Origin of the sequence: Methylobacterium sp. WCS2018Hpa-22 (assembly GCF_031843785.1) — a bacterium.
GTDB lineage: Bacteria > Pseudomonadota > Alphaproteobacteria > Rhizobiales > Beijerinckiaceae > Methylobacterium.
Genome location: NZ_JAVTJA010000017.1, coordinates 47,728 through 67,347, shown reverse-complemented (window position 1 = coordinate 67,347; position 19,620 = coordinate 47,728). Strand labels below are relative to the sequence as shown.

The following is a 19,620-nucleotide window of genomic DNA, read 5'->3' as shown; positions in this document are numbered from 1 at the left end:
AAAGGCACTTAGAAAGAAGGCCGGTTTCGCTGATGCGGAACCGGCCTTTTTTTGTGCCTATCGACGCCATTGCTCGAAGGCCGAGCGGATGACCTGATTGCCCGAAGTGCCCTTCTCGAAAGTCAGGACGCCACGAGGGCCCGAGACGAACTTCATCGGTAGGTCGAACCAGTTGCGATGCTCCAACAGGTCGGTGTTCCGGTCTACATCGGCCTGAAGCGAGGACAGGCCGATCAGGAACAGGTTTTCCTTGACGCGTACCGGAAGGCCCGAGACAGGCGATCCCCGGCCTCCTTCTTCATCCTTCGCACTCAGAAGGCCGACATCCTGAACCGCATGCGTATCCCCGGCGGGGCTGGTGGTGGTGAAGGCAAGTTCGATGGTGTGGGACGCAGGAAAGGTGGGATCGAGGTTCCGTCGGATCGTCATCACCAGCGACAGGCCAGCATCGGCAAAGGTCACACGCCCCCGGATCACGGTCTCCAGTGGCTGGCCCTGTTCGCCATTCATCGCCTCGAGACGCCAGACCACCATGCCCTGGAAGGTGATCGGCTGTGCATTTCCGCCCGCTGTATTCTCTTCAAAAAGAACGGCCCGCTGTGCGACTGCCACATCGGGCTGGGTCGGTGCCTTGCCGGCATCCGGCGTTGCCGTCGTCGGGCGGGCGGGAGCCTGACGAGAGGTCTGGTCGCGTCGCTCCGGGAGGGCGGGAGCGTCACCGCCGATCCGATCTGCATATTTCGATGCCGCCGGATCGGACCCCTCCTCTTGTGTCTCCGTGATTCCAGGCTGCAGGTCCGATGGTTTGTCGCGAAGCATGAAGGCCGCTACCGCGATGAGCCCGACGACGACCAGGAGAACGCTTCCCACGAAGACATTCCGGAGAAGGCGAGGGCGGCCCTTACGCGGGGCGACGACGTCGATCCGTGGACGATGCCGCGCATTCGAGGAATCGACAGGCATGCCCGCCGCGTCACGCTCGGCGGGCGGCGCTTCGATCGATGGTTCTATGGGTGATTCCGACTCCGTGGATTGACCAGATGGCGTCTCAGCGCCCGAGGTCATCTTCGCAGCGTCTCGCGCAGCCTTCCGGTCGGCGACCCTGTCGGCAGATTTCGCCTTCCGCGGCTTGATCGGCAAGACCGTAGCAGGGCCGTCTGAGACAGGCACCTGTTCCGAGGCCGGGGGAAGAGACTTGGGTGGCGACGCGTCTGCGTTTGCAACACGCGAGCGATCCGGCCGCGAGGGCCGAATGCCCAAGTTCGGCTCAGGTGCGGGCGGCAGGGTCGGTTCGGCGAAGTCGCGCTTGGTCGGTTCCGGTAATCGATCCGGAGCCGCCGCTTCCGGCAGGGTGTCGCGCTCCTCGGGGGCAACGAAGATCGGCGGCACGACATCGTTGGCCGCGGCGGCCGGCGGCTCGCCAAATTCGTTCTCGACCCGTTCGATGGCGGTTTCGAGGGCTTTGCTCTCGAGGTCGATGTCGGCTTCGGATAGCGGTGGTTCGAGCGACCGGAGCTGTCCGATCAGAGCGCCGCGCGCCCGGTCATAGACCGCCTTGCGCAGGGCGGGAGACCGATCCGGCATCGCTTGAAGCGCTCGTGCCAGCAAAGGGTAATAATCGGCCATCGAACCTCGGTCCGCCCTGTTCTCACCGTCCAGATATGGGCGCCCGGCGGGGCGCGACCGCATGATCCGCGATGCCTGTCCCTCGAACGAGGCACCCACCAGCCCTACAGCGCTTGATCACTCGGGAAATTGCCACCGGTCGCCTTGTCGCTACCCCAAGTGCCGAAGCCTCAGCCGGACGCTCAATCCTCGAAGGGATTGTGCATCAGGATGGTGTCGTTGCGCTCCGGCGACGTCGAGAGCAACGCCACGGGTGCCCCGATCAGTTCTTCGATCCGCCGTACATACTTGATCGCCTGGGCGGGAAGATCGGCCCATGAGCGCGCACCCGCGGTGGTGCCGGACCAGCCTTCGATGATCTCGTAGATCGGCTCGACCTTAGCCTGTGCCGCTTGATTGGCGGGCAAATGGTCAAGAACCTGGCCATCGAGGCGGTACCCGGTGCAGACCTTGATCTCCTCGAACCCGTCGAGGATGTCGAGCTTGGTCAAGGCGATGCCGTCGATGCCTGAGGTTCGGACGGTCTGGCGCACCAGAACGGCGTCGAACCAGCCGCACCGACGTTTGCGCCCCGTATTGACGCCAAATTCGCGGCCCTTGGCCCCGATCGTTTCGCCGATTTCATCGAATAGTTCGGTCGGGAACGGGCCTTCGCCCACGCGCGTCGTATAGGCCTTGGCGATACCCAGCACGTAGCCGATCGCGGACGGCCCCATGCCGGAGCCAGTGGCGGCCTGGGCGGCGACGATGTTGGAGGAGGTGACGAACGGGTAGGTGCCGTGATCGACGTCGAGGAGGGCACCCTGCGCGCCCTCGAACAGGATGCGCTTGCCCGCCCGGCGCTCGTCGTCGAGGAGCTTCCACACGGTGGTGGCGTAGGGGAGGATCGTCGGCGCGATCGCCTTCAGTTCTGCGAGCAACGCGCCGGCATCGACCTCGTCGATCCCAAGGCCGCGGCGGAGGGCATTGTGGTGGGTGAGCACCCGCTCGATCTTCGATTCCAGCGTGCTTTCGTCGGCCAAGTCGACCACGCGGATGGCCCGACGACCGACCTTGTCCTCGTAGGCTGGGCCGATACCGCGCTTCGTCGTGCCTATCTTGAGACCGGCATTGGACGTCTCGCGAAAATGGTCGAGTTCCCGGTGAAGCGGAAGGATCAGCGTCGCGTTATCGGCGATGCGGAGGCTCTCGGGCGAGATCTCGACGCCCTGCGCCTGAAGCCGGGCGATCTCGTCCACGAGGTGCCACGGATCGACCACGACGCCATTGCCGATCACCGAGAGCTTTCCGCCCCGGACAACGCCGGAGGGGAGAAGCGCCAGCTTGTAGGTCACACCGTCGATGACCAACGTATGCCCGGCATTGTGGCCGCCCTGAAAGCGAACCACGACGTCGGCCTGCTCCGAGAGCCAGTCGACGATCTTACCCTTGCCTTCGTCGCCCCATTGGGCGCCCACGACGACGACGTTCGCCATTCACTTCAACCTGTCCGGTGCCCGCGTGGAAACGCCCCGCCGCGAAGGCGGGCCGACACGCATCTCCGGGGTCTTTCCGCGATCCCAGGCCGGAAATCAAGCAAACCGCGCCCGAAGTCTTGAGGCGCGCCCAATTCCTAGCGCGCTTCCGTCCCCGGTTCGCGGCCCGGCAACTGGCCCGGCTTGATCACCGGCATGCCGCTGTTCTCGGACTCGGGAGGCTTGACCACCAGGCCCGGTGCGGAATTACCGGGCGGCGTGATGACGCCGTCGTTCTTCTCGAGCTTGTCGCTCAAGGTCGAGCCGCCGGTTCCTTCCTCGGACGGACGAACCTTCTCCGGCACCGTCTCCGTGGAGGGCGGGATGTTCGGGGAGGTGTCGCGCCCTTTCAGCGGTACATCGGGCGACTGGGCATAGGCGCCCGACGCCGTCAGGGCGAAAGCAAGCAGTGCGGCGTGACGAAACGGTCTCGGCATCGATGTCCCCCAGAAAGTCGGGAGACAAACCGCTCCGGCGGCGATGCAGTTCCTATGGCGGCGCCGGATGACGGATGAGACCGGCCCGCCCTTATGTCCCGGCCATCTCCAGATAAAGTGCGCGCAGCCGCTTCGTCAGCGCGCCCGGCTTGCCGTCGCCCAGTTCGTGCCCGTCGATGTCGATGACGGGCATCACGAAGGCGGAAGCGCTCGTGTAGAAGGCCTCCTGCGCCGCGAACGCCTCCTCCACGGAGAACAGCCGCTCCTCGATCGTCAGGCCTGCTTCCTCGGCAAGGCGCATGACGGCGAGGCGCGTGATGCCGGGCAGCAGGGCGGTGGAGAGCGGGCGGGTGACCACCTTTCCGCCGGTGATGATGAAGGCGGTCGACGAGGAGCCCTCGGTGACGAAACCGTCCTCCACCATCCAGGCCTCCGCGACGCCGGCCTTGGCCGCTTCCTGCTTGGCCAGAACCTGGGCGAGGAGCGCCACCGACTTAATGTCGCGCCGCTTCCAGCGGATATCGGGAACGGTGATGACCTTGGCGCCCCGCTCCGCCAGCGGGTTCCTGGCTACCGTCTTGGCCTGGGTGAACATCACCACGGTGGGTTCGGTCTCGGCCGGCGGGAAGGCGAAATCCCGCTCGTAGGCCCCCCGCGTCACCTGCATGTATACGAGGCCCTCGTCGACACCGTTGCGACGGACCAGTTCGGTCTCTAGCCGGATCCAGTCTTCGGTCGGGTAGGGATTGCGGATGCCGATCTCGCCCAGCGACCGGTCGAGCCGGGCCAGATGCGCCGCGTTGTCCACGAGACGGCCGTCGAGGACGGCCGACACTTCATAGATGCCGTCCGCGAACAGGAAGCCCCGGTCCATGATCGACACGGTCGCGGCCTCGAAGGGCACGAACTCGCCGTTGACGTAGACGATGCGCGACATCGAACTTCCTTTTCTCCGGGCAGAAACGGCGGCTACGCCGCTACGCGATCCACGAAGCACGAAATGTGCTCCGCGGATCGCCGCGTCGGGTACGATTGACGATCAGGCCGTACCGAAAACGCGCGAAAAAATCGTGTCCACGTGCTTGAAATGGTAGCCGAGGTCGAAGCACTCCTCGATCTGCTCCGGGCTCAGCGACGCGGTGACGTCCGCATCGGCCTTCAGCAGGGTGAGGAAGTCGCCTTCGCCGCGCCAGACCGGCATGGCGTTACGCTGAACCAGGCGATACGCGTCCTCGCGGGATACGCCCGCCTGCGTCAGGGCCAGCAGCACCCGCTGCGAGTGGACGAGGCCGCCGAGCTTGTCGAGATTTCGCTGCATCTGCTCGGGATAGATCAGCAGCTTGTCGATCACGCCGGTCAGTCGCGCCAGAGCGAAATCGAGAGTTACCGTCGCGTCCGGGCCGATCATGCGCTCCACCGAGGAATGCGAGATGTCGCGCTCGTGCCAGAGCGCCACGTTCTCCATGGCGGGGAGGGCGAACGAGCGCACCATGCGGGCGAGACCCGTCAGATTCTCGGTGAGGATGGGATTGCGCTTGTGCGGCATGGCCGACGAGCCCTTCTGGCCCTCGGAGAAGAACTCTTCCGCTTCCAGAACTTCCGTGCGCTGCAGGTGGCGTACCTCGATGGAGAGACGCTCCACCGAACTCGCGACGACGCCCAGGGTGGCGAAGAACATGGCGTGGCGGTCGCGGGGGATGACCTGCGTGGAGACCGGCTCGGGGGTGAGGCCCATCGCCTTGGCGACATACTCCTCCACGCGCGGGTCGATGTTGGCGAAGGTGCCGACGGCGCCAGAGATCGCGCAGGTGGCGACTTCCTCGCGGGCGGCGACGAGACGGGCGCGGGTGCGCTCGAACTCGGCATAGGCCTGGGCGAGCTTCAGGCCGAAGGTCACCGGCTCGGCATGGATGCCGTGCGAGCGACCGATGGTCGGGGTCAGCTTGTGCTCGAATGCCCGGCGCTTGATCGCGGCGAGAAGCGCATCAACATCTTTGATCAGGATGTCGGCGGCCCGGACGAGCTGCACGTTGAAACAGGTGTCGAGGACGTCCGATGAGGTCATGCCCTGGTGCACGAACCGCGCATCGGGGCCCACAATCTCGGCCAGATGCGTCAGGAAGGCGATGACGTCATGCTTGGTGACCGCCTCGATGGCGTCGATGCGGGCGACGTCGAAGACCGCGTCGCGGCCCTTTTCCCAGATCGTCGCAGCAGCTTCCTTGGGCACGACGCCGATCTCGGCCAGCGCCGTGGTGGCGTGAGCCTCGATCTCGAACCAGATGCGGAAGCGGCTTTCAGGTGACCAGATCGCCGTCATTTCGGGGCGGCTATAGCGGGGGATCATGCGACGCCTCGGGCAGGACGGGTTGGAGCGATGAGGCTGGCGCCTAGCATGAGCGGAGGCTGCGCTCAACGCGACGTCACAGAAGCACTCTGTATGGAGTGATACATTTATGCATCGCAGTGGCGAAACCAGAGGCGTCCGAATAGCCGAGCTGATGCACTAATGACGGGATTTCCATCGCATGTCCTGAAACTTGGGCGATATTCTAGAATAATTATCAAAAGATTCCAAAATCTAGATCGCTGTCAAACTGGCCGCAACCGGTTGCCGATCAATTTAGCGTGTCTATTAGACAAATAGCATCTGCACGATGAGCGGAATATATCGCTATTTATGCAGAATATTGCAAATATAACTGAGGCGCACCGATGCACTCCTTTGTCCGCCTACGTCTGATCACGGTTCTAACAGCCGTACCTTTCATGTCGGACGTGCGGGCAGCCAAAGCACAGGCAGATATTCCCGATTCCGGTCATCATGCTGAAGTCACGTTAGACCAGCTCAATGTCGAGGGAACAGGGGGACATACTACAGGCTACCGCGCCAACCGCAGCCGGAGCGCGACGAAGACGGACACCCAGCTGATCGACACCCCGCAGGCGGTGACGGTCATTACGCGCGAGCAAGTCCAGGATCAGGGGTTCCAGGGAGTCACCGAAGCCCTGCGCTACGTGCCCGGCGTGTTCCTGCACCAGGGTGCCGGCAACCGGGACGAGGTCGTGATCCGCGGGCAGCAATCCAGCGCCGATTTCTACGTCAACGGCATGCGCGACGACGCGATGTACTACCGCGATCTCTACAACGTCGAGCGGATCGAAGTGCTCAAGGGACCGAACGCAATGATCTTCGGTCGCGGCGGCGGCGGGGGCGTCGTCAATCGCGTGCTCAAGGACGCCACCGGAACTCCGGTTCGGGAAGTCATCCTTCAGGGTGGCCAGTATTTCAATAAAAGGGTGGCCGTGGATGTCGGCGACCGGGTCGCGGACAGCGTGTTCTTCCGCCTCAACGGAATGTTCGAGGATAGTAGCACCTATCGTGACCACGTCGATCTGCGGCGCTGGGGCATCAATCCGACGGCGACGATCCTGCTCGGGCCCGAGACCACGCTAAAACTGTCCTACGAGTATTTCCACGACGATCGGACGGCGGATCGCGGGATCCCGTCCCAGTTCGGGCGGCCCTATCGGTATCGCGACAACATCAGAACGTTCTTCGGCAATCCCGACCTCAGCTACTCCCGCGTGGATGCACATATCGCGACGGCGGTTCTCGATCACCGCTTCGCCTCGGGCGTCGAGATGCGGAGCCAGTTCCGCTACGCCGATTACGCCAAGGCCTATCAGGTCGTGTATCCGAGCATCCGCGCCGGCGGTGCGGTGAACGCCGCCGGGACGACCGTCGATCTCAGCGCGTTCAACAACGACACGCCGAGGACAAACTTCTTCAACCAGAACGATTTCACGTACAAATTCGCCACGGGGCCGCTGGCCCATACGCTGCTCGCGGGTTTCGAACTCGGCAAGCAGGAAGGCATCACCTACCGGGAGGAAGGCTTCTTCGCGACGACCGGAACGCAGACGCTGACCGTCAATCCGCTCTCACCGGTTTCGCGAGTCCCCGTCAGTTTCCGCAACCTGGCTTCGTCCTCCAACAGCCGCTACGACCTCGGACTGGCTGCGGTCTACGTCCAGGATCAGATCGAGATCGGCCCCCATGTCCAGGTGATCGGTGGCCTGCGCTACGATCATTTCGATTTCTCCTCGACGGACCGGCGCACCAACGTCACCAATTCCCGCATCGATGATCTGCTGTCGCCCAGGGTCGGATTGGTGTTCAAGCCGGTGGACAGCCTCGCCTTCTACGGCAACTACAGCATCTCCTACCTGCCATCCGCCGGCGACCAGTTCAGCGCCCTGTCCGAAGGGCTCGCCATCGCCGAGCCGGAGCGGTTCGAGAACCGCGAGGTCGGCGTGAAATGGGACCTCTCGTCGACGCTCCAACTCACCGGCGCGCTCTACGACCTCGACCGGTTCAACCAGCGGCTCGCCGATCCGAACCGCCCTGGCTTCTTCCTGCTGAGCGGCCAGACCAACGCGAAGGGTGTCGAGATCGGCGCGAACGGCTTCGTCACCGATTGGTGGCAGGTCGCGGGCGGCTATGCCTTCACCGATGCGCGCATCGTCAGCGGGTTCAGCTCGGCACTTATCGTCCCGGGCAACCATGTCGGACTGGTGCCGTTCAACGCCGTCACCCTATGGAATAAGTTCGCGGTCACGCCGTCCTTCTCGTTCGGTATCGGCGCGATCCATCAGACCCACACGTTCGCGGCAGCCGACAACACGGTCAGACTCCCAGGCTACACCCGCTTCGATCTCGGCCTCTTCTATCAGGTCACGGATCTGGTGCGGGCGCAGATCAACATCGAGAATCTTTTCGACCGGGGCTACATCGCCACGGCGGACGGCAACAACAACATCAGCCCGGGCGCACCGAGGATCATTCGCGCTCAGGTGATTGCCAAATTCTGACGCGTGGTTCGCGTCGACGCCGCTCCGGTGAGCGATCGGGGCGGCGGACTAATCCACCCGCTGCCAGCCCGGCCCCATCAGGCGCTCCTGGGGTCGGAAGCGGGCCTTGTAATCCATCTTGCGTGAGCCATCGACCCAATAGCCAAGATAGAGATAGGGCAGGCCGAGGGAAGCGGCGCGGCGGATATGGTCGAGGATCATAAACGTTCCGAGCGAACGCTGGGCCTCCACCGGATCGTAGAAGGAATAGACCATCGACAGGCCATCGGAGAGCACATCCGTCAGGCAGAGAGCTACGGTCGGACCCGTACCCCGCCCGTTGATCGCGGTGTCCGGGCCGCGTCGGCGATAGGCCACGAGGTGGGTATCGACGTGGCTGTCCTCGATCATCATAGCGTAGTCGAGCACCGTCATGTCGACCATGCCACCATCACCGTGGCGCGCGTCGAGATAACGGCGAAAGAGAGCGTATTGCTCCGAGGCAGGACGATTGGGCTCGGGATTGCCGATGAGATCCGCGTTCCGCTGGAGGATGCGGCGATGGCTCGCCGAAGCGACGAAATCCGACACCAGAACTCGCACGGAGATACATGCCCGACAGGTCTCGCATGCCGGGCGATAGGCTATGGTCTGCGAGCGTCGGAAGCCGCCCTGCGTGAGGATCTCGTTGAGGTCACGGGCGCGCCGCCCCACGAGATGGGTGAACACCTTCCGTTCCTCCTGACCCGGCAGATAAGGGCAGGGCGAAGGTGCCGTCAGATAGAATTGCGGGGTGTCTCGGGGATGGCTCGTCACGCTTGCAGCTGACCTCGGGGCCGGCGGGAGCGTTCCCCGCACTCGATGAGTGTACCCGCCCCGTGCCAGGTCTCAAGTGGGTGAACGTCGCGGTATCTCATTTTCAGCGTGAAGGCTGGCATGGTCGGCCCGCCGAGCGTATCACCGCGCCCGGGTGGGGAGCGACCGTATTTCGGAGGCAATTCAGGACGAAATCATCCCATGTCGTGACCGGGGTGATGTCGGTGAGTTGAAACACGATAGCAAAATTCTCACGTGAATTGTGTTCGTTGCCATCAGCGGGGGCAAAATCGTGACGCGACATCGGAGGATCGCGAGACGACCGGCATGCGACTCGGACGCGGTCGATCTACTTTTGCAAGACTGGACAAGGAATTAGTCAGATCAGCTCCCTCCAACTAACGCCGATGCGCTACGACCCGCCGAGTGCCGCGAAGGCCAGTCCCTTCGGGGATGCCGCTCGGTCGGCCGATTATACGCATCATGTCATCGTTATCTTGATCGTCTCGTTCATCGCCCGGCTGGTCGCGGTGCGGTTTCTCGACCTTACCTTCATGGAAACATACGGTGCTGTCGTCGCGAGGAACCCGTCGATCTCGTTCTTCGATCAGCCACCCCTGACATGGTGGACGATCGCCGGTGTCATGCGTCTGTTCGGATCCGACGATGCAGTGATCGTGCGCCTCCCATTCCTGGTGATGTCGGTGGTTTCGGGGTGGCTGATCTACCTGATCACACTGCGGATCTTCAATTCGCGTGCCGGTCTCTACGCTGTCTGCGCCTACTCCCTGTCCCCGCTTCTCGGACTGTCGGATGGGAGTCTGGCCCAGACGAACGGGCCGATGACCCTTTTCATCCTAGCCGCCCTGCTTGCCTTCCTTCACATCGATTTCAGCGCCCGAAGACTGCAGGACAACGGGATCTGGTTTGTCTGCGCCTTCCTGTTCGGTTGTGCCCTTGCCTCGAAGTATCTCGCGGTCCTTCTTGTGCCGGGCCTTCTCGTCGCAGTTGCGAGCCAAGCCGAGGGAAGGCGCTGGCTCCTTCGGCCGGCCACCTATTTCGGCCTCGTCTTCCTGTTGCTGCCGCTCCTCCCGGTCATCATCTGGAATGCGGAGCACGGCTGGGTTTCGTTCCTATATCAGGGTGCGCGCGCCGAAGGGAACGGGAGCGTGAACCTCACGAGAGCGTTCCGCTGGACCCTGACACAGGTAATGATCGTCCACCCACTCGTGTTATTTCCCGCCTTCTACATGCTGTATCGAAGCCTGAGAAACGGCCCGAGGGAGGCAGGACCCTGGCTTCTCGCCTGTCTCGCGGCGCCCGTTCTTCTGTTCATTCTCGGTGTAATGGTGTGGAGCAGCCATCCACTGCGCGGCTATCACTGGGCGTCCATGGGGTATCTTCCCCTGCTGCCGCTCGTAGGCGCCTGGGCGGACGGCCTCGCAGCCAGCGACCGGCCGGACGCCGCACGGCGCTGGCTCGCGACGCTAGCCGCAACGACGATCCTGGCGATCGGCCTACTACTGCTACATGCCTTTACCGGCTGGGCCGAGCGGGTCGCTCCGGCTAAAGCGTTCCGAAACCAGGATCCAATCCTCCTGGAACTCTACGATTGGAGCGATCTTCCCTCCGCGCTGACCGCTCGCGGTGTCGATCCCGCCCGCACCTTCATTGCCGCCACTCGTTGGGAAGATTGCGCCAAGGCCTTCTATGCCATCCGACAGCAGTTCCGCAGCCTGTGCCTCGCCGGAGACAATATCCACTTCACCTATCTCGCGGATCCGGCGCGCTTCCGGGGTATGGATGCCATCATCGTCGACAGGTATGCCAATCCCGATGCAATCCGGTATAATCTCGACGGTCATTTCGAGACGTTCTCGGAGGACTCGCCCATCCGTCTGACTTTCAATGGGCGCAAGATGCACGATCTGAAGATCGTCCGGGCGAGCCGTTTCGATGGTACCTGGCCGAAGCCCAGGATCGGCGCGAAAGGCCGCCAGTGACTCTCACTTTGCCCCAGGCGACGTTCGCACCCGATGCGGATCGGCCTCTCGTCACGATCGTCATCCCGACATTCAACGAGCGGGATAACATCGCGGTCATCTGCGGCCGGATCGCCGCCTCGCTCGACCGACATCCGTTCGAGGTGATCGTCGTCGACGACGATTCCCCGGATGGCACCTCAGCCGTCGTCGAGAGCTTGGCCAAGGCCGATTCCCGGATCAGAATCATCACGCGGACCGGACGACGCGGGCTGGCGGGAGCCTGTATCGAGGGGATGCTCGCGGCGCGGTCCGAACTCGTCGCGGTCATGGATGCGGACCTCCAGCACGAGCCTGCGACCCTCGTGCCAATGCTCGACCTGATGGCGTCGACCAAGTGCGACATCGTCATCGCCAGCCGTTATGTCGACGATCCCGACGTGGCGGCCTTTTCGTCCGTCCGACAAGCCTTGAGCAATGCCGGCAACCGTCTGGTACGCGCTCTGCTGCGGGTCCAGACCAGCGATCCCATGAGCGGTTTCTTCCTCATGCGCCGAAGTATTCTGGTGAAAGCCGAGCCGCGCCTGAGCCGCGACGGCTTCAAGCTTCTCGCAGACATCCTTGTTCAGGGTGGGCGGGCGATGAAGATCGAGGAGGTTCCCTACGTCTTCGGCCCCCGGCTTACCGGGCAAAGCAAGCTCGACGAGAGGGTTCTCTTCGACTTCGCCGTCCTTCTCATTGCGAAATCCGTCTTCGGAGCACTGCCTACGCGGTTCGTCTCCTTCGCCCTGGTCGGTGGCCTAGGTGTCATTGTCCATCTGGCCCTTCTGGGGCTGATGCTATACGTCCTGAACGATAATTTCCTGCTGTCTCAGACTGTTGCCACGCTCGGCGCCATGACGGCCAATTTTTTCCTGAACAACGTCCTGACATATCGGGACCAGCGGATCGTCGGGATCGACCTGCTGCGAGGGCTTGCGGTGTTCTGCCTGTCCTGTTCCTGCGGTGCGTTCAACAATATCCTGGTCGCACACCTCATCTACACAGCGACGGGCATCTGGTGGCTGGCTACGGGGGTGGGCATCCTGGTGGGTGCCGCCTGCAACTACGTATTGTCGGCCCTCACGGTCTGGCGGCGCTTCGACAAGCGGAAAGATCGGGAGAAGCAAGCGCCTGAGGGAGACGCCGTTCTATCGAAGGGCGGCGGAGACATCGGTATCGCGCAGCCCCCTTACGTCTCGCGGTAGAGAAGAAATCCTCCTTGGACCTCGTCCCCCGGTGTGATCAGAGCCGCACCACCGCGAGGCCGACGAGAACGTCGTGGCCCAGGCGCCGGTCCGATCTCATGAGGCCGAACAGGATATCGACGAACCAAAGCAGGAACGTCGAGATGGCGACGTAGAACAGCAGGGCGTGGATGGCGGCGGTGAGGAAATCCACCCGCAGGCCGCTGGCCGGAGTCACCACGCGCAAACCCATCATCCGCATGCCCCAAGTGCTCTGGGCGGCGCCGCCCACCGTCACCGCGCTGTAGAGGATGCCGCTGGCGGGAAGGATCGCGAACAGGGTCCAGCCGAGCCCGAAGGTCAGCACCCCGAGCACCGTGATCGCCAGGGTGAGGAGCGCGGTGAAGCCCAGGATGAAGAGGATGTCGAGGAGATAGGCGACGAAACGTGCGCCGAGGCTCGCCCGCACGAAGGGCATCGGAAGGTTGCTCGGAAAGCCGGTCCCGAAACGCTCGGCATAGCCGGCGGGGTCGTAGCCTGGGGGCGTGTTGAGCATGGCCGGTAGCCTTTAGGAGGGGAGACGATTCTCCTTCATGGGAAGACATGGGAGGACCCATGCCTTCGCTCAAGGTCACACGGGCCTTGCCGGGTTCGAAGTCAGGCGGATTGCTCGATCACGCCGCGCCATCCCAGTCCGCGATACGTCTCGTAGCCCGGGGTCTCGTGGAAGGCGACGAGGCGCCCCGCTGCGTCGATGTAGCTTCCCTGGCTCCGTCCCTCCGTGCGGAGGGGATAGCGCTCGGTGAGGAGTCCGTTGCCCTTGGAACAGGCGATGACGCGGTTCTCGGCATCGAGCAGCATGACACGGCTATGGGCCCGCTCCGCCGGCGCGAGGCGGACACCCTCGACGATGGTGCGTGCCTGCGGCTCCCAATCGAAATGGATCGCGAGAAAGCCGATCGCCTTGCCGTTCGTCTCACCACCTGCTCGCACGGAGGCGACATAGGTGGCGCTCTGCGCCCCGTTGAGCGCGGCGACCCGCGCCACATTGGCCACGGCGAAGTCATCGCCCGAGGCTAGCGGCTTGGCGCGGGCGAACCACGGCTCATGGCTCACATCCTGGCCGACCACATTGAACCGGTCGGGCCGGCCATTGGCGATGACCTTGCCGTCGAGGCTGCACAGCCAGAGATCGAGATAGACCGTGTAGGCGGAGAGGATGACTCCGAGCCGGTGCGAGGCGTGTTTCCGTGCCGCTTCCGACGGGGCGAGCGCGCACTCGACTACCGCGGCATCGGTCGCCCACCATCTTACGTCGCATGTGCGCTCGTAGAGGTTCCGGTCGATGATCTCGACGGCGTTGAGGGCAAGATCGATACAGCGGGCCGAGCGGGTCTCGCTGGCGAGATGCTCTACGGCCTGCGTCAGGTTGTCGACACCGTCTCCCAGGGCGTTGCCGAGGCCTGAGACGAGACCCTCGATCTCACCCGCAACGGTGCGGACCTCATTGGCGACGACAGAGAAGCCGGCCCCGCGTTCCCCCGCATGAGCGGCCTCGATGAGGGCGTTAAGGGCCAGCAGATTCATGCGCCGGGTGATGGACTTGATCGATCCCACGCTGCGGTGAGTGAGGGCTTTCAGCTGCTGGGTCGACGTCTCCACGAGCATCGAAAGACTGTCGGCTGGATGATCTGCCTCGTTGAGTTTTGTCGACATCGCATCCTCAAAATGGACCGCCCAAGCTCAGCGCTTGGTATTTAAATATCGATTCAAGATCTAGATTGGCCGGCAGGCGACTGCGAACGATTCGAGGTCTGCCGGTCAGAGACAATCCTGTCGCCTCCCCAAGGAAACCCAAGCAATAAGAATGCCAGGGGCGCGCGAATGCCTAGCGCGCCGGCACGGGGTCGTTTGCTTCGGAATCTAATGTTTCGAGATAGTATTTCTTAAGCATGAAAAGCGCTCCGCCCGACACCGCCTTGTGGTCCATGCGGACGCCGATGAGACCCGCGCCGCCGTCGAACAGGCAGTCGATGCGGTGCTGGCGTTGGCCCAAAGCGTAATCGACGCGCACGCTGTCGGGCGCCGATCCACGGCCGACATGGAGCAGACGGGGCGGGAGGTCCGATGCCACCAAGGCAGGGAGCGTTCGCCGGCAGGTGGTGATCCGCTGCCGGTCGATGGAGCTGTCGCAGCCTGCCAGGAAGGGGGCGACCAGAAGCAGGAGCGCAGCAGGGCCGATGACGGCCCGTCGGCGCATTTCAGAGGCCGTCGCGCAGGCGTTCGGCCACACGGGGGGCGTAGTAGGTCAGGATGCCATCGGCGCCGGCGCGTTTGAAGGCGAGGAGGCTCTCCGTCATGGCACGGGTGCCATCGAGCCAGCCGTTGAGGGCGGCGGCCTCGATCATCGCGTACTCTCCCGAGACCTGGTAGGCGAAGGTCGGCACGCCGAACTCGTCCTTCACCCTCCGGATGATGTCGAGATAGGGCAGGCCGGGTTTCACCATCACGGAATCGGCACCTTCGTCGAGGTCGAGGGCGACCTCTCTGAGGGCTTCGTCCGAATTGCCCGGATCCATCTGGTAGGTGCGCTTGTCACCCACCAGGGCCGCCGTCGTGCCGATGGCATCGCGGAACGGGCCGTAGAAGGCACTGGCATACTTCGCCGCGTAGGCCATGATCTGGACGTCGCGGAAGCCGGCCTTGTCGAGGCCGCTCCGGATCGCGCCGACGCGACCGTCCATCATGTCTGAGGGGGCGATGATGTCGGTTCCCGCCTCGGCCTGGATCAGGCTCTGCTCCACGAGGAGCGCCACCGTCTCGTCGTTGAGGATGGCCCCGTCCTCGATCAGGCCGTCATGGCCGTGGCTGGTATAGGGATCGAGGGCGACGTCGGTCATCACGCCGATCTCGGGCACGGCCTTCTTCACCGCACGCACCGCGCGGCAGACGAGGTTGTTGGAGTTCAGGGATTCCGATCCGGTCGGGTCGCGCAGGGCGGGGTCGGTATAGGGAAAGAACGAAATCGCAGGGATTCCGAGCCGTGCCGCGCGCTCGGCGTCGCGGACCACCTCGTCCACGCTGAGGCGCTCCACCCCCGGCATCGAGGCGATGGGCTCGCGTCGGCCGGTCCCTTCGATCACGAAGAGCGGCCAGATAAGATCATCCACCGTCAGGGTATTTTCCCGCACGAGGCGGCGCGACCACTCCGCCTTGCGGTTGCGGCGGGGGCGCTGCGTGATGCTCAGCGACGCGGCGGAGCTCGCCTTGGCCGTCTCGATGGCGAGGGGACGCGGGGTCGGGGTCGCTTCGGTCATGGTCTTCGTCTCGAATGCTCGTCGCGGGCGCGTCGGAGCCGGCCTAACACATCCCCAAAACTCTTCGAAACCCGGGCCGATCGCCGCTCCCCGATGGACGGCGCATGTTGACGGGTCTCGGCAGAGTTCGTCTAAGCGACCGGGCGAGCGTGGCATGTCCCGATGCTCGCACCACGGACCACGTGGAAACCCGCGAGCCCCCCGAGGGGCGAGACAGCCCCCGCCGGAGGCCAACCGGAGACGATGGATGACAGGCGCAGACGAGCCGGAGATCCTGTTCGAGCGGCGCGGCGAAGCTGGCCTCATCACGCTGAATCGGCCTAAATCCCTGAATGCGCTCACCTTCTCCATGTCGACGGCGATGTATCGCGCCCTGGCCGAATGGGAGCGGGACGACAGGATCACCCGCGTAGTCGTCCGTGGCCGGGGCGGCCGGGCCTTCTGCGCCGGTGGTGACATCCGCCAGATCTACGACCTCGCGCGCCAGGGGCTGGACGAGGAGGTGAGGCAGTTCTGGCTCGCCGAGTACCACCTCAACGCTTATGTGAAGCGCTATACCAAACCCTACATCGCCCTGATCGAGGGGATCGTGATGGGCGGCGGAGTCGGGCTGTCCCTGCATGGCAGCCATCGGGTCGCCTCGGAGCGCTACGCGCTGGCGATGCCGGAAGTGGGAATTGGGTTCTTTCCGGATGTGGGAATGACTCATGCGCTGCCGCGTCTGCCCGGTTACGCGGGACATTATCTCGCCCTCACCGGCGCCCGGATCGGTGCCGGAGATGCCCTCGCTCTGGGGCTCGCCACCCATCATTCGGCGGCGGAAAACTTCGACGCGATCACGGATGACCTGGCCGAAGGTGGCGTCATCGGACGGGCTTTCGACCGCCACGCGACCGCCTTTCAGGAGGTTGGGCCGATCACGTCGCATGGCGGTACGATCGAGGCCTGTTTCTCCGCCGGCAGCGTCGTCGAAATCCTGGCGAGGCTCGATTCGGACGGGTCGCCCTTCGCCACCGAGACCGCCGCATTGATGCGCACGCGCTCCCCGCATTCCCTGTGCATCGCCCACGAACAGATGAACCGCGGCCTCGCCATGGATTTCGCCGAGGCGATCCAGGCGGAGTATCGCCTGGCCATGCGCGCCATGCACTGGCACGACTTCCGGGAAGGGGTCCGCGCCGTGCTCGTGGACAAGGACAACCGCCCGGACTGGCGACCCGTGACCCTGGCCGAGGTGGACCCGGCGGCGATCGCCGAGGCCTTCACCGATCTGCCCGATGGCGACGCGCCGAAATTCGATGGATCAGAAAGGATCTTATCATGAGGGGACTGACCAAGGTCGGTGCGACGCGGGACGGGCGCGGGCGCGCCAGCGAGATGGCCGGCGACCGGATCGAGCGGTCGCCGCGTGCACCGCAGACGGGCTGGGACGTGGTTCTGGTCTGGTTCATGCGCCTGACGGCGATGTTCTGGCTGGCAAAGGGCGTCTCTACCTGGGCGACGATCCTCGATATCTTTCCCGGAGCCCGTCCTTTCGAGGCCGAACCCCTCGGCCGCCAAGCCGTCATCGTCTATTTCGCGGTGATCGACTTCACGGCGGCGATCGGGATGTGGCTGACCAGCGCCTGGGGCGGTGTGGTCTGGTTGTTGGCCGCCACGAGTGCCGTCACCCTGGCGATCCTCACTCCGCATCTGCTGCCGATGTCGGTCCCGTCCCTTGCTGCGCATGCAAGTATCATTGTGGTCTACTTCGCTTTGTCTTGGGCTGCGGCTCGCGAGGTCAGGTAAACAACACCTTACTGGATTACTTTCATTTTGCATTTACCGACAGAGGTAAATCGCATATTCATCCTATCGCTTAAATCGTCTTTCATCGGTCACTCGTAAATTGGCTTCATAAGCGGTGCCGAACACCACGGCGCCCGAGCAAGAACCCTGACGAGGCAATCAGATGAAGTCCCAGTCCGCCAAGGTGATCGAGACCAATACTTCCACCGAGACCACCCCGGTGCATGGATCCTATCTCGAAGCGCTGCATCTCGTGGAACGGCTCCACCGCCGCCTGCTCGATGTGATCAAGGACGAGTTCGAGCGCCGGGGCCGCGAGGACGTCAACAGCGTCCAGGCGCTGCTGCTCTACAACATCGGCGACAAGGAACTGACGGCCAGCGAGCTGCGGACGAAGGGCTACTATCTCGGCTCCAACGTCTCCTACAACGTCAAGAAGCTCGTCGAGGCCGGCTACCTCCACCACGCCCGGTCGAAGACCGACCGCCGCTCGGTCCGGATCAGCCTCACCGACAAGGGCCGGTCCATCCACGACATCATCCAGGGCCTCTACGACAAGCACGCCCGGACCATCCAGCCGATCGGCGGCATCTCCGACGACGATTTCGGGCGCCTCAACGTCGCCCTGGGCCGTCTCGAGCGCTTCTGGACCGACCAGATCCGCTACCGGCTGTAGCATTGGCGGACGTAGGGAATTGCCAAGAGCAAGGTGTGAACCGGGGTGGCCGGACGCTGCAAGAGGCAGCCCGGTGCGCGCCAGTCTTCCGGTCGTTTTCCGATGCTGAGCTTTCACCGACAGTTTGATTGGAACCCTGCCGAATCGTCGTTACGCTTCCACCCCCAAGCGGTATAGTAGGAGGTGCAATGAAGGCGCTCAGGCAATGGCTTTGTGATAGCTGCCGCGAAGTGATTTTCTCGCCTGAGGACGCTTGGGTAGAGTGGCTTGGGCATAGAGACGGCGGCCGAACCGGATTTCGGATTTGTCACCACCAGTTAGCAACACCAGAAGGCTTTCAATCATACAGCATATTCGACGCCGCTTCCGGGCGGCCGAACATGCACATGAACCGGCTTATTGGACCGAACGGCTTGCTCAGACTCATGGAGATGGTCGAAGATCAAGGTTCATTTTCGAATAGTAGTGGTTATAGGCGCGTGGCCAACATGAAAGAGTTTCTGGAACTTATGCGGCGGGTTCAGATCCCTCATTACGAAGAAGCCCGGCAGTACATCGCGGCGTACCAAGAGGACAATTTTTTCGAGAAAGATTTCGAAAGATTACAGGTTCAGGAGCTGCAAGCGGTCATTGCTCGATATGGCCCCGATGCCTCGACAGAATGAAATCCACGTCCCATGAGCAGGATGACGGGCTTTGGCGCTAACCGATAGTCGGGGGCGCTACAGGGTTTCGAACTCGGATAGATGAGTTTCGGCATGACACTGAGCATGCAAGTCCGTCATTCCGGGGCCGCATCGCGGAGCCCGGAATCCAGAGCCTCCACGCGAGTTATATATTACACGCTCGGTGGTTCTGGATTCCGGGCTCGCCTTCGGCGCCCCGGAAAGACGGTATGGGTATCCAAACCGGTCGTTTCTCCCGGCGCGGTGTAGTGTCGAGCGAAGCACCTCGATCACCGGCTTAGGCCGGGACGATCAGTCTGCCATCGCCGAACAGATGACGGAACTCGGCGAGCGCGCACAGCCAACCCGCTCGTCATCGACGTTCAGGAACAACCCGGATTCGTCTCCGGGCATTCATACGCTCGGCCCGTCGTTACGAAGGCTGCTCCTCCCCGACACGCTCTTCCTCCTCGGAAAGAGCGGGAATGTCGTCGGCATCGTCTCCGACCAGTTCATCGAGTTCATCGATCAGGTCGTTCACCTGATCCTCCGTGGCGAGGATACGGAAGATCTCCCCGTCCACGGTCTCGATGGTCAGTCGATAGCCTCCCGCCGTCTCGTCGGTGAGGACGCGAGCCAGCTTCTTCGTCAGTGTCATGCGAGTTTCCTATCGTCAGGCATCGCCCGACCCCTCTCGTCACACCGTTCGACGTGGCGAG

General features: G+C 63.4%; 18 protein-coding genes. 7 read left to right on the top strand and 11 right to left on the bottom strand.

Annotated elements, in window-relative coordinates:
• Positions 1 to 57: 57 nt before the first annotated feature.
• The 5 genes from RQI43_RS20360 to purB form a co-directional block, all read right to left on the bottom strand.
• Positions 58 to 1,626 carry a histidine kinase gene (locus RQI43_RS20360; RefSeq protein WP_311276397.1) on the bottom strand — a complete coding sequence of 523 codons (1,569 nt, stop codon included), beginning with the start codon at positions 1,624 to 1,626 and terminating at the stop codon, positions 58 to 60.
• A gap of 182 nt (positions 1,627 to 1,808) precedes the next feature.
• Positions 1,809 to 3,101 (bottom strand): adenylosuccinate synthase, encoded by a 1,293-nt coding sequence (locus tag RQI43_RS20355; protein WP_207411629.1) that lies wholly within the window; start codon positions 3,099 to 3,101, stop codon positions 1,809 to 1,811.
• A 137-nt stretch (positions 3,102 to 3,238) separates the two neighbouring features.
• Positions 3,239 to 3,577, bottom strand: a complete 339-nt coding sequence (locus tag RQI43_RS20350) for a hypothetical protein (RefSeq protein ID WP_311276396.1) — start codon at positions 3,575 to 3,577, stop codon at positions 3,239 to 3,241.
• Positions 3,578 to 3,668: 91 nt separating this feature from the next.
• Positions 3,669 to 4,514, bottom strand: coding sequence for a D-amino-acid transaminase (locus RQI43_RS20345; RefSeq protein ID WP_311276395.1), 846 nt, complete (start codon positions 4,512 to 4,514; stop codon positions 3,669 to 3,671).
• A gap of 102 nt (positions 4,515 to 4,616) precedes the next feature.
• The gene (gene purB / locus RQI43_RS20340) at positions 4,617 to 5,924 is read right to left on the bottom strand and encodes an adenylosuccinate lyase (RefSeq protein ID WP_311276394.1); all 1,308 of its coding nucleotides are present in this window, start codon (positions 5,922 to 5,924) and stop codon (positions 4,617 to 4,619) included.
• Positions 5,925 to 6,346: 422 nt separating this feature from the next.
• Between purB and RQI43_RS20335 the strand changes: the two genes are divergently transcribed.
• Positions 6,347 to 8,452, top strand: a complete 2,106-nt coding sequence (locus RQI43_RS20335; RefSeq protein ID WP_311276393.1) for a TonB-dependent siderophore receptor — start codon at positions 6,347 to 6,349, stop codon at positions 8,450 to 8,452.
• A gap of 48 nt (positions 8,453 to 8,500) precedes the next feature.
• On the opposite strand, the gene RQI43_RS20330 is transcribed toward RQI43_RS20335, so the two are convergent.
• Positions 8,501 to 9,247, bottom strand: coding sequence for an arginyltransferase (locus tag RQI43_RS20330; protein WP_311276392.1), 747 nt, complete (start codon positions 9,245 to 9,247; stop codon positions 8,501 to 8,503).
• 407 nt (positions 9,248 to 9,654) lie between these two features.
• Here RQI43_RS20330 and RQI43_RS20325 point away from each other — a divergent pair, with 407 nt between their 5' ends.
• Positions 9,655 to 11,250, top strand: coding sequence for a glycosyltransferase family 39 protein (locus RQI43_RS20325; protein ID WP_311276391.1), 1,596 nt, complete (start codon positions 9,655 to 9,657; stop codon positions 11,248 to 11,250).
• A complete protein-coding gene (locus tag RQI43_RS20320) occupies positions 11,247 to 12,476 on the top strand; it encodes a glycosyltransferase family 2 protein (protein WP_311276390.1) in 1,230 nt (409 codons plus the stop codon). The genes RQI43_RS20325 and RQI43_RS20320 overlap by 4 nt, the downstream gene beginning before the upstream one ends.
• A gap of 37 nt (positions 12,477 to 12,513) precedes the next feature.
• On the opposite strand, the gene RQI43_RS20315 is transcribed toward RQI43_RS20320, so the two are convergent.
• From RQI43_RS20315 to hemB, 4 genes are all read right to left on the bottom strand, one after another.
• Positions 12,514 to 13,011 (bottom strand): RDD family protein, encoded by a 498-nt coding sequence (locus tag RQI43_RS20315; RefSeq protein ID WP_056429293.1) that lies wholly within the window; start codon positions 13,009 to 13,011, stop codon positions 12,514 to 12,516.
• Between the two features lie 101 nt (positions 13,012 to 13,112).
• A complete protein-coding gene (locus tag RQI43_RS20310; protein WP_311276389.1) occupies positions 13,113 to 14,171 on the bottom strand; it encodes a methyl-accepting chemotaxis protein in 1,059 nt (352 codons plus the stop codon).
• Between the two features lie 172 nt (positions 14,172 to 14,343).
• The gene (locus RQI43_RS20305; RefSeq protein WP_056429290.1) at positions 14,344 to 14,715 is read right to left on the bottom strand and encodes a hypothetical protein; all 372 of its coding nucleotides are present in this window, start codon (positions 14,713 to 14,715) and stop codon (positions 14,344 to 14,346) included.
• A 1-nt stretch (position 14,716) separates the two neighbouring features.
• On the bottom strand, positions 14,717 to 15,772 hold the full coding sequence (hemB, locus tag RQI43_RS20300) for a porphobilinogen synthase (protein ID WP_056429287.1): 1,056 nt from the start codon (positions 15,770 to 15,772) through the stop codon (positions 14,717 to 14,719).
• A 247-nt stretch (positions 15,773 to 16,019) separates the two neighbouring features.
• On the opposite strand from hemB, the gene RQI43_RS20295 reads away from it, so the two are divergent.
• The 4 genes from RQI43_RS20295 (at position 16,020) to RQI43_RS20280 (ending at position 18,901) form a co-directional block, all read left to right on the top strand.
• Positions 16,020 to 17,096 carry an enoyl-CoA hydratase/isomerase family protein gene (locus tag RQI43_RS20295; RefSeq protein ID WP_311276388.1) on the top strand — a complete coding sequence of 359 codons (1,077 nt, stop codon included), beginning with the start codon at positions 16,020 to 16,022 and terminating at the stop codon, positions 17,094 to 17,096.
• Positions 17,093 to 17,560 carry a DUF6163 family protein gene (locus tag RQI43_RS20290; RefSeq protein WP_056454291.1) on the top strand — a complete coding sequence of 156 codons (468 nt, stop codon included), beginning with the start codon at positions 17,093 to 17,095 and terminating at the stop codon, positions 17,558 to 17,560. The genes RQI43_RS20295 and RQI43_RS20290 overlap by 4 nt, the downstream gene beginning before the upstream one ends.
• A gap of 163 nt (positions 17,561 to 17,723) precedes the next feature.
• Positions 17,724 to 18,236: a transcriptional regulator LdtR gene (gene ldtR, locus RQI43_RS20285; protein WP_056429280.1), complete on the top strand. Its 513-nt coding sequence runs from the start codon at positions 17,724 to 17,726 to the stop codon at positions 18,234 to 18,236.
• Positions 18,237 to 18,424: 188 nt separating this feature from the next.
• Entirely contained in the window at positions 18,425 to 18,901 is a 477-nt protein-coding gene (locus RQI43_RS20280) for a hypothetical protein (RefSeq protein WP_311276387.1), read from the top strand.
• 433 nt (positions 18,902 to 19,334) lie between these two features.
• Here RQI43_RS20280 and RQI43_RS20275 read toward each other — a convergent pair whose 3' ends face one another.
• Positions 19,335 to 19,559: a hypothetical protein gene (locus tag RQI43_RS20275; RefSeq protein WP_056429276.1), complete on the bottom strand. Its 225-nt coding sequence runs from the start codon at positions 19,557 to 19,559 to the stop codon at positions 19,335 to 19,337.
• Positions 19,560 to 19,620 lie beyond the last annotated feature (61 nt).